The organism is Thermus composti (genome assembly GCF_014647535.1).
GTDB classification, from domain to species: domain Bacteria; phylum Deinococcota; class Deinococci; order Deinococcales; family Thermaceae; genus Thermus; species Thermus composti.
On sequence record NZ_BMPJ01000014.1, the window covers coordinates 14,714 to 29,768 of the forward strand.

Sequence of the window (15,055 nt, forward strand, 5' to 3'; positions counted from 1 at the left end):
GCGGGGGCGGCTTTCCCTTGGGGCTTTTCGCAGGCGGGCGGGGCGGGCACACCCCGGGCGGCATCCGCGGATCCCTCGATCTTTCCCGGCCCAAGCCGGTTATCCCCTTTGCGGGGTCCGCCACCTCGTGAGGCCAAAGGCCCCCTGCGCTTCCCGCCATCCCGACCGATGTTTTTTCCGCCGTCCCACCTCCCCCGGGGGGAGTATAGCAAATCTAAAGGCCCAGGCCCTTGACAAGCCCTGTGTGAGGCTTCTATGATAGCCCCGGATGTCCGGGCAACTGGGCTTTTGGCGCCTTGCCGGGCATCCAGGGGGTCTAAGCGGAGAGGAAACGCGGCAACTCGCCCGCCCATGGCCCCCAAAACCCTAGAAGGGGGTGTGAAGGCGTATGAAGAAAAGGCTTGTGGCGCTACTGGCAGGGCTCTTGACCGTCCTCTCCATGGGGTTCGGTCTGGCCCAGTTCTCCGACGTGCCCGCCGGGCACTGGGCCAAGGAGGCCGTGGAGAGCCTGGCGGCCAAGGGCATCATCGTAGGCTTCCCGGACGGCACCTACCGGGGCAACGAGAACCTCACCCGCTACCAGGCGGCCCTCTTCATCTACCGGCTTTTGCAGCAGATTCAGGAGGAGCTGAAGGCCAAGGGCACCTCTCCCACCATGGAGGCCCTGTCCGCCGAGGACCTCGAGGCCCTGAAGAACGCCGTCCAGGAGCTGGCCGCTGAGCTCGCCGCCCTGGGCGTGCGGGTCTCCGCCCTGGAGGACAGCGCCGCCACCAAGGAGGACATTGCCCGCCTCGAGGCGGCCATTGAAGAGCTGAAGAAGCCCGTGGGCGAGCCCGGCATGGACCAGGCCGCCCTTAAGGACCTCGCCGACCGGGTGGAGGCCGCCTCCGTGGCCGCCGACACCGCCTTGGCCCAGGCCCAGCAGCTTGCCGAGCAGCTCCAGGCCCTCTCCCAGGACGTGGCTGGCCTCCAGACCCAGGTGGAGGCCAACGCCGAGGCCATCCAGGCCCTCAACGAGCTCGCTGCCCTCCTGAACCAGGACGTCCTGGCCCTTCAGGACCGGGTGACCAACCTGGAGAAGCTGGTCTCGGGCGGCCAGGAGCTTCCCGACCTGGCGCAGTTTGCCACCAAGGAGGACGTGGCCGCCGTCCAGGAGTTCGCCGCCGCCCTCCGCTCCGACCTGGTGGGCCTCTCCGAGAAGGTCACCAAGCTGGAGGGCCAGGTGGCCGAGCTCAACAAGGTGCGCTACTCCATCTCCGGTAGCCTCTCCGCCACCTACGGCACCGCGACCGCTACGGGCCAGGACTTTGACATTGACCGCCTCTTCCCGGGCAACGCCGTCTCCTCCGGGGCCGACCAGCAGGACTATGGTGGGAATCCCTACCGCAAGCGCGTGGCCCAGCGGCGGGGTGACTTCGGCCAGACCTTCACCGGAGGCTCCGCCAACCTCACCTTCGGCGTGAAGGTGGCCGAGCCCGGCCAGCAGGGCGTGAACGTCTCCGAGGCCAGCGTCACCCTCTACGCCGACACTTTCCCCTCCATCAGCCTCAACCTGGAGAGCGCCACCCTTAAGGGCAACGTGGACGGCCAGCCCTTCAGCGTGGTCTACAGCGAGTCCAACAGCAAGTTCTTCTTCAACGACTACCTCTTCGCCAACAACAAGGACGACGACGAGGCGGTCTCCCGCCGGGGCGTGGTGGCCACCCTCTCCGCCACCAAGTTCCCCCTCGCTCCCGAGGTGACCGTGGTGGCGGGACAGGCTACGGACAACGGTAACCCCGCAGGCTCCCAGCCCTTTGGGGCTGCTACAGCCGACTACTTCGGCATCCGCACCGCCCTCAAGCCCCTGGAGGGCATCACCCTGGGCCTGAACTACGTCCGGGCCGAGGGGATCCGCTACGGCGTGGGCGCCGACCTCTCCGCCTCTGTGGGCCCGGTGAAGCTCACGGGTGTCTTTGACACCACCAAGCCCTGGGGCCAGCCCGTCTCCGATCTCTTTGACAGCACCCTCTCCGACTGGGCCTACTACGTCAAGGGCGAGGCTGTTCTTGGCCCTCTCACCCTCTCCGCCAACTACCGGGCCATTGACCCGGACTACGAAGACGGCGTGGCGGGCCTTTCCGCCAACTACGCCTACTACTACTTCGGCGTGGGCGGCAACGGCACCGCGCCTTACGCCCCCGACAACCGGGGCTTTGGCGTGGACGCCAAGGTGAACCTGGGGCTTTTGGAGGGCCTCGAGGTCCGGGGCTACTACGAGAACGCCCATGACTACAACGGCGTCAAGCTGAATGCCAATGGCGGCTACCAGCAGCAGGCCTACGGCGTGGGGGCCACCCTCAAACTCTTCCGCGGCTTTGCCCTGAACCCTTACTGGAACCAGCTCTTCTTCAGCAATAGCGCAGAAGGGGATACCCGGGGCTCTGCTAGCTACGGCATCGCCAACTACAACTACAGCTACTACATCTACAACATCCAGGACAGCCGCTACTCCTCCAGCCTGGGGGTCAAGCTCACCCACGACGCCAAGGCCCAAAACGCCCTCATCCCCGGCCTCGGCCTCACCGTGGGCTACCAGGTCTTCGCCGACTCCAGCGGGGCCTACAACCTCCAGGACCTCGTGGCCTACGCCACCTACGACCTCAAGCTCGGCCCCCTGAGCCTGAGCCCCTACGTCCGCTACCACAGCTTCAAGGACACTAACCCTGGTGGGCCCGACGTTTACGGCGATCCGCAAAGCATTGCTTCTGGTAGGACCACCTACGACTACACCACCCTCAAGTACGGGGTGAAGGTGGCCACCGATCCCTTGGCCATCCCCCTGAAGCCCAGCCTGGAAGGGGTCTACGCCGCCCGCTCCACGGACATCACCCGTGCTCCTGGTGGTTCCCCCTACACCGGCAACAACGATCCCAAGGAGACCTACTGGCGGGTGGGCCTCGCCCTGAACGAGTTCCTGGCCCCCGGCGCCAGCGTCAAGGTGGGCTACGCCCGCTACCGGGGCGAGAACGTGGCCAACCCCGACGGTGCCCCCTTCACCTCCGTCAACCGCGGCTTCGGCGACTTCTCCTTGAGCGCTACCACCGACCGCCTCTTCACCTACCCCGGCGAGGTCCAGTTCCCCTGGAACCTCACCGCTACGGGCAACGTCCGCTCCGGCGGCGTGGACGGCATCTACGTAGAGGCCAAGTACTACGACTTCACCGTGGCCTACCTGGATGCCGTGCTCCTGGACGGCGCAAACAACGTCCTGTCCTACGGCCGGGCCTTCAAGGTGAGCTACGACCTGAAGTTCTAAGGCTCCTTAGGGCCTTCCCCCCGCCCAAAGGCGGGGGGTTTTCCTTTGAGCTAGACTAAAGGGATGACCTTCTGCTACCGGGGGCCAAGCCCCAAGGGGGACCAGCCCAAGGCCATCCGGGAGCTCGTGGAGGCCCTGGGGGACGGGGAGCGCTTCGTCACCCTCCTCGGGGCCACGGGCACGGGGAAGACGGTGACCATGGCCAAGGTCATAGAGGCCCTGGGAAGGCCCGCCTTGGTCCTCGCCCCCAACAAGATCCTGGCGGCCCAGCTTGCGGCGGAGTTTAGGGAGCTTTTCCCGGAAAACGCCGTGGAGTACTTCATCAGCTACTACGATTACTACCAGCCCGAGGCCTACGTGCCGGGGAAGGACCTCTACATTGAGAAGGACGCCTCCATCAACCCCGAGATTGAGCGCCTACGCCACTCCACCACCCGAAGCCTCCTCACCCGGCGGGACGTGATCGTGGTGGCCTCGGTCTCCGCCATCTACGGCCTCGGGGACCCGAGGGAGTACCGGGCCAGGAACCTGGTGGTGGAAAGGGGAAGCCGCTACCCCCGGGAGGCCCTTTTGGAGAGGCTTTTGGAGCTCGGCTACGAGCGAAACGAGATAGACCTCGCCCCGGGCCGCTTCCGGGCGAGGGGGGAGGTCCTGGAGATCTTCCCCGCCTACGAGACCGAGCCCCTTAGGGTGGAGCTTTTCGGCGACGAGGTGGAGCGCATCCTCCAGGTCCACCCCATTACCGGGGAAAGGCTAAGGGAGCTTCCCGGCTTCGTCCTCTTCCCCGCCACCCACTACCTAAGCCCGGAAGGCCTTGAGGAAATCCTCAAGGAGATAGAGAAGGAACTCTGGGAAAGGGTCCGCTACTTTGAGGAACGGGGCGAAATCCTCTACGCCCAGCGCCTTAAGGAGCGCACCCTCTACGACCTGGAGATGCTAAGGGTGATGGGCACCTGCCCGGGGGTGGAAAACTACGCCCGCTACTTCACGGGGAAGGCCCCCGGGGAACCCCCCTACACCCTCTTGGACTACTTCCCCGAGGACTTCCTGGTCTTCATAGACGAGTCCCACGTCACCGTGCCCCAGCTTCAGGGGATGTACCGGGGGGACTACGCCCGCAAGAAGACCCTGGTGGACTACGGCTTCCGCCTGCCCTCGGCCCTGGACAACCGGCCCCTTCGCTTTGAGGAGTTCTTGGAGCGGGTCTCCCAGGTGGTCTTCGTCTCCGCCACCCCGGGGCCCTTTGAGCTAGAACACTCGGGCCGCATCGTGGAGCAGATCATCCGCCCCACGGGGCTTCTGGACCCCCTGGTGGTGGTGAAGCCCACGGAGAACCAGGTCCTGGACCTCATGGAAGGGATAAGGGAAAGGGCCCAAAGGGGCGAGCGCACCCTGGTCACCGTCCTCACCGTGCGCATGGCGGAGGAGCTCACAAGTTTTTTGGTGGAGCACGGGATCCGGGCCCGCTACCTCCACCACGAGCTGGACGCCTTTGAGCGCCAGGCCCTGATCCGGGACCTAAGGCTTGGCCACTACGACTGCTTGGTGGGGATCAACCTCTTGAGGGAGGGCCTGGACATCCCCGAGGTCTCCCTGGTGGTCATTTTGGACGCCGACAAGGAGGGCTTCTTGCGGAGCGAACGGAGCCTCATCCAGACCATCGGCCGGGCGGCGAGGAACGCCCGGGGCGAGGTCTGGCTCTACGCCGACCGGGTCTCCGAGGCCATGGAGCGGGCCATCGCCGAGACCAGGAGGCGGCGGGCCCTCCAGGAGGCCTATAACCGGGAACACGGCATCACCCCGGAGACGGTAAAGAAGGGAGTGCGGGCGGTGATCCGCCCCGAGGGGTACGGGGAGGCCCCCCTCGAGGCCGAGCTTTCCCGGGAGGACCTGAAGGAGAGGATCGCCGAGCTGGAACTTCTCATGTGGCAGGCGGCGGAAGCCTTGGACTTTGAGCGGGCGGCGAGGCTTCGGGACGAGCTAAGGGCCCTGGAGGCCCGCCTCCAGGGCGTGAACACCCCCGAGCCCATCCCCGGGGGGCGGCGGAAGCGGAAAAAGCGGTGAAGACCCCACCGCAGCGAAAGCCGCGGCGGGGGCCCTAAAGCGCGCGCCCTCAGGCGAGGAGGAGGACGGGGCTTTCCAGGTAGCGGGCCACCCGCTCCAGAAGCCCCTTGGCGGCTTCCGGGGGAAGCCCCGAGGCCGCCAGGACCCCTTCCGGGGAGAGGAAGAGGCTTGGCCGGCCCGTGTGAAACTCCTCCTCCCCGTAGAAGCAGAGGAGGCCCTCTTCCTCCTCCCCCCCTTCCTGGCGGAAGAGGGCGAGGAAGCTTGCGACAGGCCTGAGGCCCAGGGGCTTTTCCCCCTCCATCCGGCCGAGGAGGGCCCTATAGGGCAGGCCGAGCTCCCCTAGGGCCCTTTCCGCCGCCCGGAGGAGGAAGGGGAGGGGGTTTGGGGGCACCCCGTGGACCTCCTGGAAGCGCTCCAGGGCCTCTTCCAAGGCGTCCAAGGAAAGCCTTTTCCGGAAGACCCGAACCCCCGCCGCCTCGAGGGGGGCCGGGGTGAGGCCTAAGGCGGGGGTGGGGGGCGGAAGCGGCGCTTCCTGTGGGGCCTCTTCCCCAGGCCTTTCCAGGAGGTCCTCCGCCCAGTCCTCCAGGAGGGGGGGTTCCTCTTGGGGGGTGGGGGGTGCCTCGGCCTCCGCCCAAAGGGGCGCCTCCGGGGCGGGGCCTTCCTGGACCGGCGCCTCTTCCAGGCTCAGGTCCTCCTCCAAGACCGCAAGGTCCTCTTCTAGGGCCAGGTCCTCCTCTAGGACCAAGGCCTCCTCCTCCAGGACCAGGTCCTCCTCCAGGGCCAAGTCCCCCGGGGCCGGCGCCTCCTGGGGCTTGGGGATGAGCTCCTCCAGGTCCACCCCCTCCCGGCCCAGGACCTCCTGGGCGCGCTTGAGCTCTGCCTCCGGGGGGAGGGGCGGGGGGGCTTCCGGCATGGGGGGGAGGTCCACCTCCCCGGCCATCACCTTGGCCAGGTAGGCCAGGATGTCCCGCTCCACGATGGTCCCGTCGGGGCCCGTGCCTTGGAGTTGGCGCCAGTCTATGCCGTTTTCCTCGGCCAAGCGCCGGGCGAGGGGCGTGATTTTGGGTTCTTCCATCTTGGCCCTATGATAGCAGGGTGGAGGCGCGGTTTGCGGAGCTTTTGGCAGGCTATTGCCTCGAGGCAGGCCCCGGCGAGACGGTTCTGGTGGAGGCGGAAACCACGGCCCTCCCCCTCCTTCCCCACCTGAAGCGGGCCCTTTTGGCGCGGGGGGCTTACCCCCTTTTCCGCTTGAGCTACCCCGGGGAGGGGCGGGACTTCCTCCTTTTTGGAGGCCGCTGGCTGGAGGAGGTCCCCGAGGCGGAGCGGGCCCTCTATGAGAAGGCGGACAAGTTCCTGCGCATCCTCTCGGCGGAAAACCCCTTGGAGACGGCCTCCTTGGACCCCGCTCTTCTCCTCAAGCACCAGCGGGCCTGGCGCCCCCTCCAGGAGATCCGGCTCAGGAAGCGCTGGACCCTCACCCTCTACCCCACGGCGGGCTACGCCGTGGGGGCGGGGATGGGGACGGAGGCGTTCCGGGCCTACCTGGAAAGGGCCCTCTTCCTGGACCAAGAGGACCCCGTGGCCGCCTGGAGGGCGCTTTCCGCGTTCCAGGAAAGCCTCATCCGGAGGCTTTCCCAGGGGAAGGAGCTCCGCATCCTGGCCCCGGGGACCGACCTACGGCTTTCCGTGGAGGGGCGCACCTGGGTGAACTCCGACGGCCGGCGCAACATGCCCTCGGGGGAGGTCTTCACCGGCCCCCTGGAAGACTCGGCCGAGGGGGAGGTGCGCTTCAACCTGCCCGCCTTCGTGGGGGGCGGGCGGGTGGAAGGGGTCTACCTCCGCTTCCACCGGGGGGAGGTGGTGGAGGCCCGGGCGGCAGTGGGGGAGGACTACCTGAAGGAGGCCCTTTCCACCGACGCGGGGGCCAGGCGGCTTGGGGAGGTGGGGATCGGCACCAACTTTGGCCTAAATAGGCCCACGGGCCTCATCCTCCTGGACGAGAAGATGGGGGGGACGGTCCACCTGGCCCTGGGCCGAAGCTACCCGGAAACCGGCGGGAAAAACGAAAGCGCCCTCCACTGGGATCTGGTGCTTTCCCTGAGGGAGGGGAGGCTCCTTGTGGACGATGAGCCCCTTTTGGTGGAGGGGCGTTTCGTCTAGAGGTCCTTGCGCTCAAAGACCAAGGCCGCCAGGAGGGCGAAGCCGAGCGTGTAGATGAGGAGGAGAGAAAGCCCAAGCCCCGCCGCCTGCGGCCGCAGGTGGAGGTCCAAATAGGTGGTGAGGAGAAAGGGGGTGAGGGCGGGGAAGGCCACCAGGAGGCGCATGAGGAGGAGGGTGGCCACCGCCGCCAGGGCCGCCGCCGTGGTGGAGAGGAAGAGCACCCCGTAGAGGAGGGCCAGGGCGGAAAGGGGCAGGAGCACCGCCCCCGCCAGAAGGTGGGCCCTTAGGAGCTCGGCCAAGGCGGTGCCTGGGGGCAGGAGGCCGGTCCCGGCAAACCCCCCTTCCCCGAGCCCCGTCCCCCCGTAGAAGGGGCCGAGGCCATGGGGAAGGCCCGCCAAAAGCCCGCCCAGGAAGCTCACCGAGAGGAGGAGGAAGGGGTAGAGGAGGAGGGCGAAGAGCTTCGCCAGAAGGAGGAGGCTTCGGGGCAGGGGCCTTAAGAGGAGGGTCTTCAGGGTGCCCTGGGCCACCTCGCTGCCCAAGGCCTCGCTGGCGGCCATGACCACCAGGAAGGGGAAGAGGAACTCCATCCCGGCGAGGAGGCTTAGGGAGATCACCTGCCACCCCGAGGCCAGGACCAGGCCGTAGACCTTCTTAAGCCCGGGGGCCAAAGCCCAGAGGAAGGGGAGGAGAAAGGCGAAGAGGAGACCAAGCCCCACGGAGCGAAGCCGGAAAAGCTTGTAGAACTCAAAGAAGAAGAGCCTAAGCATGCCTCACCCGTTCCTGGTAGTAGCTTAGGAGGTCAAACCGCTCCGGGTGGAGGGCCTTCACCCGGTACCCCTCCTTGAGGAGGGCCTCCAGGACCGCCTCCGGGTTTCCCTCAAAGAGGATGGCCTCGCCTTGGAGCCGCGCCGAGGCCACCTGGGGGAGGCCCTTGAGGAGGGCCAGGGCTCCTTCCGGGGGGTGGGCCTCGAGGCGGAAGACCTCCCGCCCGGAAAGGGCCACCTCGTCCAGAAGCCGCCCCCCGCCCAGAATCCCCACCTTGTGGGCGTAGGGGCTCACCTCCTGGAGGTGGTGGGTGGAGAGGAGGACCGCCACGCCTTCTTGGGCCAGTTCCTGGAGAAGCCCGTGGACCAGGGCCACCCCCTCGGGGTCCAGGCCCGAGGTGGGCTCGTCCAGGACCAAGACCTTGGGGCGGTGGAGGATGGCGGCGGCGAGGCCCAGGCGCTGTCTCTGTCCCAGGGAGTAGCTTCCCACCTTCTGGTCCGCCACCGAGAGGAGCTTGAGGCGGGCTAAGACCTCCCCGATGCGGCCTTCTTCCCGCACCCCGGCCAAAAAGGCCTGCATCCTAAGGTTCTCCCGGCCGGTGAGGTAGGGGTAGAAGGCGGCGGGGGCCTCCACCAAAGCCCCCAGGTGGCGCCGGGCCTTGGGGCTCTTGTGCACGTCCTCCCCCAGGAGGAGGGCCCTCCCCTCGGTGGGGAAGGCGAGACCGGTAATCAGGCGGATCAGGGTGGTCTTGCCGCTCCCGTTGGGCCCCGCCAAGGCGTAGACCTCCCCTGGCCTCACGGAAAGGCTCACCCCCTGGAGCACGGGCTTGCGCCCGTAGCGCTTGCCGAGGCCCTCTAGCCTTAGGGCTTCCATGGATGCTATACTACCTAAGCCCCCGGTCCAGCGCGGCGGGCCGGGCGTGAACCGGGTCAGGTCCGGAAGGAAGCAGCCCTAAGCGCCACGGTCCGGGCGATGCTGGGTAGCCGGGGGTTAGTTATCCACAGGGTTATCCACAGGCCCTCGAGGCCCTACCCAAGCCGCTCTTCCGCCGAAGCGCCCTCTAGAAGGGCGTTTTTCCTATCTCGTCCCTTCACGGGGACGGACCTTGGCCACGCCCTTTTCCACAAGGGCCCGCACCGCCTCCTCCGGGAAGCCCGCCTCCCGCAGAACCTCCTCCGTGTGCTCCCCCAAAAGGGGCGGGGGGGCCGAGGGCCTTGCGGGGGTGCGGGAGAGGAAGCGCAAGGGGTTGGCCAGGGTGGGAAGCGCCCCAAGAAGAGGGTGCTCCAGGGTCCAGACCGCTTCCCGGGCCCTCGCCTGGGGGTCCTGGAAGGCCTCGGCCAGGTCGTTCACGGGGGCCGCGGGGACGCCCGCCTCCTTGAGCCTTGCAAGCCAGTAGGCCCGGGGGCGGGCCTTGAGGACCTGGGCCAGGGCCTCCACCACCTCCTTGCGGTGTTCCACCCGGAGGGCGTTCGTGGGAAAGCGCAGGGCGAGGTCGGGAAGCCCTACCACCTGGCAAAGCCTCCGGAACTGCTCGTCGTTGCCCACCGCCAGGATGAGCCAGCCGTCCTCTGCGGGAAAGGCCCCGTAGGGGACGATCTGGGGGTGGGCGTTGCCGAGCCTTCTGGGGGGCTTGCCCGTTAGGAGAAAGCTTTCCCCCAGGTTCGCCAGGGCGAAAAGCCCCACGTCAAAGAGGGAGAGGTCTATGTGCTGGCCAAGCCCGCTCCGTTCCCGCTCCCAAAGGGCGGCGAGGACGGCCAAGGCCCCCATCATCCCCGTCATCACGTCAATCCAGGCCACCCCCACCTTCATGGGGGGGCCTTCGGGCTCCCCGGTCACGGACATGATCCCGGTGTAGCCCTGAAGGGCGGCGTCGTAGCCGGGTTCCTGGGCCCGGGGGCCGGTGTGGCCGAAGCCGGTGATGGAGAGGTAGACCAGACGGGGGTTTAGGGCCCTTAGGCTTTCGTAGTCTAGGCCGTAGCGCCTGAGGTCCCCCGTCTTGAAGTTCTCCACAAGGACATCGGCCCTCTGGGCAAGGCGGCGCACCGCCTCCTGGCCCTCCGGGCGCTTGAGGTCCAGGGCCACGCTTTTCTTTCCCCGGTTCACCGCCAGGAAGTAGGCGCTTTCCCCCTCCACGAAGGGCGGCCCCCAGCCCCGGGTCTCATCCCCCCAAGGGGGTTCCACCTTGATGACCTCGGCCCCCAGGTCGGCCAGGATCAGGGTGCAGAGGGGGCCCGCCAGTACCCGGGAGAGGTCCAGGACCTGGATGCCGGCAAGGGGTTCCATGGGGGCTATCCTAACCCCTTATAGTGGGGGCGTGGGGCGCTTCCTCCGGCACCTCGTGGTCTTTGGGGTCCTCCTCTTCGTGGCCCTGCCCTTCCTCTGGATGGCCTACGCCGCCTTTCTTCCCAAGGAGGCGGTGTTTGCGGGGGAGCTCTTCGCCTTCGGGCTCAGCCTGGAGAACGTCCGGGCCTTGGGGCGGGAGGGCTTTTGGGGGAGGCTCGGCTTTTCCTTGGGGCTTTCCGCCTTTGTGGCCTTTCTCCAGCTCTTCACGGCCCTTTTAGCCGCTTACCCCTTGCGGGTGGGCCTCGGGCTCCTGCCCTTTTACCTGGTGCTCATGGCCATCCCCGCCGAGCTCTTGTTGGTGCCCCTTTACGGGATCCTTAAGAGCCTTTCCTTTCTAGACACCTTCTGGGCCCTGGTCCTGCCCTTCGCCGCAAGCCCCTTCATCGTCTACCTGGTCTACCAGGCCATGCGGGGGGTGCCGGAGGAGCTTTTGGAGGCGGCCAAGCTGGACGGGGCGGGGCATGGGGTGCTCCTTTTCCGCATCCTTCTCCCCCTTATCCGGCCCACCCTGGTGGCGGCCGGGGTTTTGGCCTTCGCCGCCCACTGGAACCTGGTCCTTTACCCCCGGGTCATGGTCTCCGACCCCCGCTTCTGGACCATCCAGACCTGGCTCACCGACCTCCAGCGCAAGTACCCCACAGACTGGGGCCTCCTTTCGGCGGCGGCCCTTTTGAGCGTCCTTCCCGTCGCCCTCCTTTACCTCCTCTTTGAAAGGCGGGTGGTGGCCACCTTTGAGGAGGGGCTTAAGGGCTAGCCTTCCCGGAACCGCTCCCTGAGGGCTTTAAGCCGCTCCCGGACCCGCTCCTCCCAGCCTTCTCCCGTGGCTTCAAAGAGCCTTAGGCCCTCGAGGCCCTCCGGCAGGTACCTTTGGGCGAAGCTTCCCTCCTTGTCCTCGTGGTAGTAGGCGTACCCCTTCCCGTGGCCCAGGGCGCGGGCGAGGCTGGTGGGAGCGTTCCTCAGGTTCAGGGGGACCTCGGCCTCGGGGTGGGCCTTGGCTGCCTCCTGGGCTTTTTTCCAAGCGGTGTAGAGGCTGTTGCTCTTGGGAGCCAAGGCCAGGTAGACCGCCGCCTCCACCAGGGCGAGCTCCCCTTCCGGGCTCCCCAAAGCCTCGTAGGCCTCCTTGGCGGCCACAGCGAGGCGGAGGGCTAGGGGATCGGCGAGGCCCACGTCCTCCAGGGCCACCCGGATGAGGCGCCGGGCCAGGTAAAGGGGGTCGGCCCCGCCCTCAAGGAGCCTCGCCAGGTAGTAAAGGGCGGCGTCCACGTGGCTTCCCCGCAGGGACTTGTGGAGGGCGGAGACCAGGTCGTAAAAACGGTCCCCCGCCCGGTCCATGGCGTAGCGCTCGGCGCCCAAGGCCTCCCGGACGCTCTTGGGGTCCACCTTGCCGAAGGCGGCGGCCAGCTCCAGGGTGTTCAGGGCGAAGCGGGCGTCGCCCCCCGCCGCCTGGGCCAAAAGCCGCAGGGCCTCCTCCTCGTAGGGGGTGCCCGGGAGGCCCCGGGGGTCGGTGAGGGCCCGCCGGAGGAGGGCGAGGAGGTTCTCTTCGCCCAGGGGCCGCAGGGGCAGGAGGCGGAGGCGGGAGCGGAGGGCGGGGGTGAGGTGGAAGGCGGGGTTTTCCGCCGTGGCCCCGATGAGGGTGAGGAGGCCCGACTCCAGGTGGGGGAGGAGGGCGTCCTGCTGGGCCTTGTTGAAGCGGTGGATCTCGTCCAGGAAGAGGACGAGGCCGCCCTTTGCCCGGGCTTCCTCCACCGCCTGCCGCACCTCCTTAAGCCCCGCCTCCACCGCCGAAAGCTTTAGGAAGGGCCTCCCCACCCCTTCCGCCAGGAGGCGGGCCAAGGTGGTCTTGCCCGTCCCCGGGGGGCCGAAGAGGACCATGGAGCTCAGGCGCCCCTCGGCCAGCATGCGCCGGAGGAGGCCCCTTTCCCCGGTGAGGTGGGGCTGGCCCAAGACCTCGTCCAGGCTTCGGGGGCGGAGGCGTTCCGCCAGGGGTTCCACGCCTCCCATGCTACGCCCGTGGTAGCCTAGGGGGGAATGCGGGGGCTTTTCCTTTTGCCCTGGGGCCTCTTCCTCCTTGGGCTTTCCCCCTTGGCCCTCCTTTCCCCCTTAGGGGGCGCGGTGGGCCGGGGGATGGGGCTCCTCCTCGTGGGGGTGGTCCTCGCCGGGGTGGCGAGCCTCTACTCCCGGTTCCCCGTGGGCTTTCGGGTGCAGCTGGCCCTGGTCTTGGGCCTTGGGCTTCTCGCCTTCCAGTTCGCCCTCGAGGCCGCCTTCCTCCTCACCGGGGCGGAGGCCCCCGGGTACGTCGCCTTGGGGGGGCTTCTGGGGGCCTTGGCCCTGGGGGTGGTCTTCCTCCTGGGCACCGGGCGGGAGGCCCCCTTGCTCCCCGCCTTGGAGGGGGTGGGAAGCCGGGAGGACCTTAGGCGGCTTTCCGGGGCCTTGGAGGGGCTTGCCCTGAGGCGGGAGCTGGTCTTGGTCTTTCTGGCTTCCCCCGTGCCCCCCGAGCGCCTTTTGGGGGAGCTTCGCCGGGGAGACTTGGCCTTTCGGCTGGAGGGGGGCTACCTCCTGGTCCTCCAGGGGGGGCGGGCGGAGGACGCCGCCGGGCTTTTGCGCCGCTTGAGGGAGCGGTTTCCCCTGGCCGCCTACGCCGTGGAGCGGTGGCGGGGAGGGAGCCTGGAGCGGGTTCTGGCCCGCCTCGAGGCGGAGGCCCTGCTCCAGGCTTAAGTACCCCCAGCGGCGGGGGCCCCAAAAGCGGCCGCTCAGCGGTGTAGCCACCATGTTCCTACACCGACAAGGGGTGTACGGGTTTTCCCCTTAGAGCCACCGCCGGGCCCTGGGTTTTCCCTACCTTGGAGGCTAAGGAGGTGCCCCATGGAGCAAGGGAAAGCCATCAGCGAGGCCTGGCAGGAGGCCATGGAAACCTACGGCGAGCGGGAAGAGGAGTAGGCCAAGCCCAAAGGAGAGGGGGGTTTCCCCCTCCTTTTTTTCGCCGTGCCCCGTAGCATAAGGGCATGGTGGCCACCTTCTCCCTGGTGGCCCAGGACCCGGACACGGGGGACCTGGGCGTGGCCGTGGCCAGCAAGCGGGTGGACGACCACCCCGAGCCCATAGAGGAGCTTTTCCGGCTCCTTGCCCTCCACCGCCTCCTCTTTGAAAGGCCCAAGGCGAAGCGCCCCTTAAGGGAGGAGGAGGTGCGCTGGTTGCAAGGGGTGCTTAAGGGGCTTGGCCTTTACGGGGGAGAGGTCCACGGCCGCTTTGACCCCGAGACGGAGCGTGCCTTTTTGGCCCTCGTGGGCATGGAGAACCTGGAGGAGCGCTACCAAGGGGGGCCGGAGGTGGACGAGGCCACCTTGGCCTACCTCAAAGGGAGGTATGGATGGAGCTAGGGGCTGGGGGCGTGGTCTTCAACGCCAAACGGGAGGTCCTCCTCCTTCGCGACCGCATGGGCTTCTGGGTCTTCCCCAAGGGCCACCCCGAGGCGGGGGAAAGCCTCGAGGAGGCGGCGGTGCGGGAGGTCTACGAGGAGACGGGGATTAGGGCCGAGATCCTCGCCCCCCTCTACCCCACCCGCTACGTGAACCCCAAGGGGGTGGAGCGGGAGGTGCACTGGTTCCTCATGCGGGGCGAGGGAGAGCCCAGGCTCGAGGCGGGGATGAGCGGGGCGGGGTGGTTTGCCCTCGAGGAGGCCCGGGCCCTCCTCGCCTTCCCCGAGGACCTGGGGCTTTTGGAGGTGGCCCTTGAGCGCCTACCGCTTTGAGGACAAGGCCCCCAAGGTGCACCCCACCGCCTTCCTCGCTCCCGGGGCCTACGTGGTGGGGGCGGTGGAGGTGGGGGAGGGGGCTTCCATCTGGTTCGGCGCCGTGGTGCGGGGGGACCTGGAAAGGGTGGTGGTGGGCCCCGGGACCAACGTCCAGGACGGGGCCGTCCTGCACGCCGACCCCGGCTTTCCCTGCCTCCTCGGGCCCTCCGTCACCGTGGGGCACCGGGCGGTGGTCCACGGGGCGGTGGTGGAGGAGGGGGCCTTGATCGGCATGGGGGCGGTGGTGCTAAACGGGGCTAGGATCGGCAAAAACGCCGTGGTGGGGGCGGGGGCGGTGGTGCCGGCGGGGATGGAGGTCCCCGAGGGGATGCTGGCCTTAGGGGTCCCGGCCCGGGTGGTGCGCCCCATAGACCCCCCCGGGAACGCCCCCCGCTACCGGGCCTTAGCGGCGCGCTACCAAAAGGGCCTTTTCCCCTTGGACCCGCCCCGGCGCTACCGCCTCACCTTGCGGGGCCAGGACGCCCTGAACCCCTTTAGCGAGCTCCACCTGAGCCTGAAGCGGGGGCGCAAGGAGGCCCTGGAGCACCTCCGCCGGGTGGCCCAGGGGTTCCCCTTGGCCCCGGAGGAGGCGAGACCCCTCTTGGAGGAGGGCCTCATCGCCCCCGAGTGAGCCC

The 15,055-nt window shown here is 68.1% G+C and carries 13 protein-coding genes and 1 other RNA gene; 9 read left to right on the plus strand and 5 right to left on the minus strand.

The window, feature by feature from the left end; translation table 11 throughout:
* Positions 1 to 388: 388 nt before the first annotated feature.
* Together IEX93_RS06845 and uvrB are read left to right on the plus strand one after the other, a co-directional pair.
* Positions 389 to 3,298 carry an S-layer homology domain-containing protein gene (locus IEX93_RS06845; protein WP_188847478.1) on the plus strand — a complete coding sequence of 970 codons (2,910 nt, stop codon included), beginning with the start codon at positions 389 to 391 and terminating at the stop codon, positions 3,296 to 3,298.
* A 63-nt stretch (positions 3,299 to 3,361) separates the two neighbouring features.
* On the plus strand, positions 3,362 to 5,362 hold the full coding sequence (uvrB, locus tag IEX93_RS06850; protein WP_188847479.1) for an excinuclease ABC subunit UvrB: 2,001 nt from the start codon (positions 3,362 to 3,364) through the stop codon (positions 5,360 to 5,362).
* Positions 5,363 to 5,411: 49 nt separating this feature from the next.
* Here uvrB and IEX93_RS06855 read toward each other — a convergent pair whose 3' ends face one another.
* On the minus strand, positions 5,412 to 6,437 hold the full coding sequence (locus tag IEX93_RS06855; protein WP_188847480.1) for an E3 binding domain-containing protein: 1,026 nt from the start codon (positions 6,435 to 6,437) through the stop codon (positions 5,412 to 5,414).
* Between the two features lie 20 nt (positions 6,438 to 6,457).
* Here IEX93_RS06855 and IEX93_RS06860 point away from each other — a divergent pair, with 20 nt between their 5' ends.
* Complete coding sequence (locus IEX93_RS06860) at positions 6,458 to 7,522, plus strand: aminopeptidase (protein ID WP_188847481.1); 1,065 nt, start codon at positions 6,458 to 6,460, stop codon at positions 7,520 to 7,522.
* Here IEX93_RS06860 and IEX93_RS06865 read toward each other — a convergent pair.
* Positions 7,519 to 8,289, minus strand: a complete 771-nt coding sequence (locus tag IEX93_RS06865) for a DUF2705 family protein (protein ID WP_188847482.1) — start codon at positions 8,287 to 8,289, stop codon at positions 7,519 to 7,521. The two genes, IEX93_RS06860 and IEX93_RS06865, sit on opposite strands and share 4 nt — an antisense overlap.
* Positions 8,282 to 9,160: an ABC transporter ATP-binding protein gene (locus tag IEX93_RS06870; RefSeq protein ID WP_188847483.1), complete on the minus strand. Its 879-nt coding sequence runs from the start codon at positions 9,158 to 9,160 to the stop codon at positions 8,282 to 8,284. The genes IEX93_RS06865 and IEX93_RS06870 overlap by 8 nt, the downstream gene beginning before the upstream one ends.
* Before the next feature lie 19 nt (positions 9,161 to 9,179).
* Here IEX93_RS06870 and ffs point away from each other — a divergent pair.
* An RNA gene (gene ffs, locus IEX93_RS06875) (signal recognition particle sRNA small type) lies at positions 9,180 to 9,280 on the plus strand.
* Between the two features lie 84 nt (positions 9,281 to 9,364).
* Here the strand turns inward: ffs and IEX93_RS06880 are convergent.
* Positions 9,365 to 10,570 (minus strand): CaiB/BaiF CoA transferase family protein, encoded by a 1,206-nt coding sequence (locus IEX93_RS06880; protein WP_188847484.1) that lies wholly within the window; start codon positions 10,568 to 10,570, stop codon positions 9,365 to 9,367.
* A 31-nt stretch (positions 10,571 to 10,601) separates the two neighbouring features.
* Here IEX93_RS06880 and IEX93_RS06885 point away from each other — a divergent pair, with 31 nt between their 5' ends.
* Complete coding sequence (locus IEX93_RS06885) at positions 10,602 to 11,384, plus strand: carbohydrate ABC transporter permease (protein WP_188847485.1); 783 nt, start codon at positions 10,602 to 10,604, stop codon at positions 11,382 to 11,384.
* Here the strand turns inward: IEX93_RS06885 and IEX93_RS06890 are convergent.
* Positions 11,381 to 12,631 carry a replication-associated recombination protein A gene (locus IEX93_RS06890; protein WP_188847486.1) on the minus strand — a complete coding sequence of 417 codons (1,251 nt, stop codon included), beginning with the start codon at positions 12,629 to 12,631 and terminating at the stop codon, positions 11,381 to 11,383. The two genes, IEX93_RS06885 and IEX93_RS06890, sit on opposite strands and share 4 nt — an antisense overlap.
* Positions 12,632 to 12,658: 27 nt before the next feature.
* Between IEX93_RS06890 and IEX93_RS06895 the strand changes: the two genes are divergently transcribed.
* The 4 genes from IEX93_RS06895 (at position 12,659) to IEX93_RS06910 (ending at position 15,051) form a co-directional block, all read left to right on the plus strand.
* Positions 12,659 to 13,345 carry a hypothetical protein gene (locus IEX93_RS06895; protein ID WP_188847487.1) on the plus strand — a complete coding sequence of 229 codons (687 nt, stop codon included), beginning with the start codon at positions 12,659 to 12,661 and terminating at the stop codon, positions 13,343 to 13,345.
* A 287-nt stretch (positions 13,346 to 13,632) separates the two neighbouring features.
* Complete coding sequence (locus IEX93_RS06900; protein WP_371863157.1) at positions 13,633 to 14,007, plus strand: putative peptidoglycan binding domain-containing protein; 375 nt, start codon at positions 13,633 to 13,635, stop codon at positions 14,005 to 14,007.
* Entirely contained in the window at positions 13,998 to 14,378 is a 381-nt protein-coding gene (locus IEX93_RS06905) for an NUDIX hydrolase (protein ID WP_188847488.1), read from the plus strand. Before IEX93_RS06900 ends, IEX93_RS06905 begins: the two co-directional genes overlap by 10 nt.
* Positions 14,359 to 15,051, plus strand: a complete 693-nt coding sequence (locus IEX93_RS06910) for a gamma carbonic anhydrase family protein (RefSeq protein WP_188847489.1) — start codon at positions 14,359 to 14,361, stop codon at positions 15,049 to 15,051. Before IEX93_RS06905 ends, IEX93_RS06910 begins: the two co-directional genes overlap by 20 nt.
* The last annotated feature ends 4 nt before the right edge of the window (positions 15,052 to 15,055 follow it).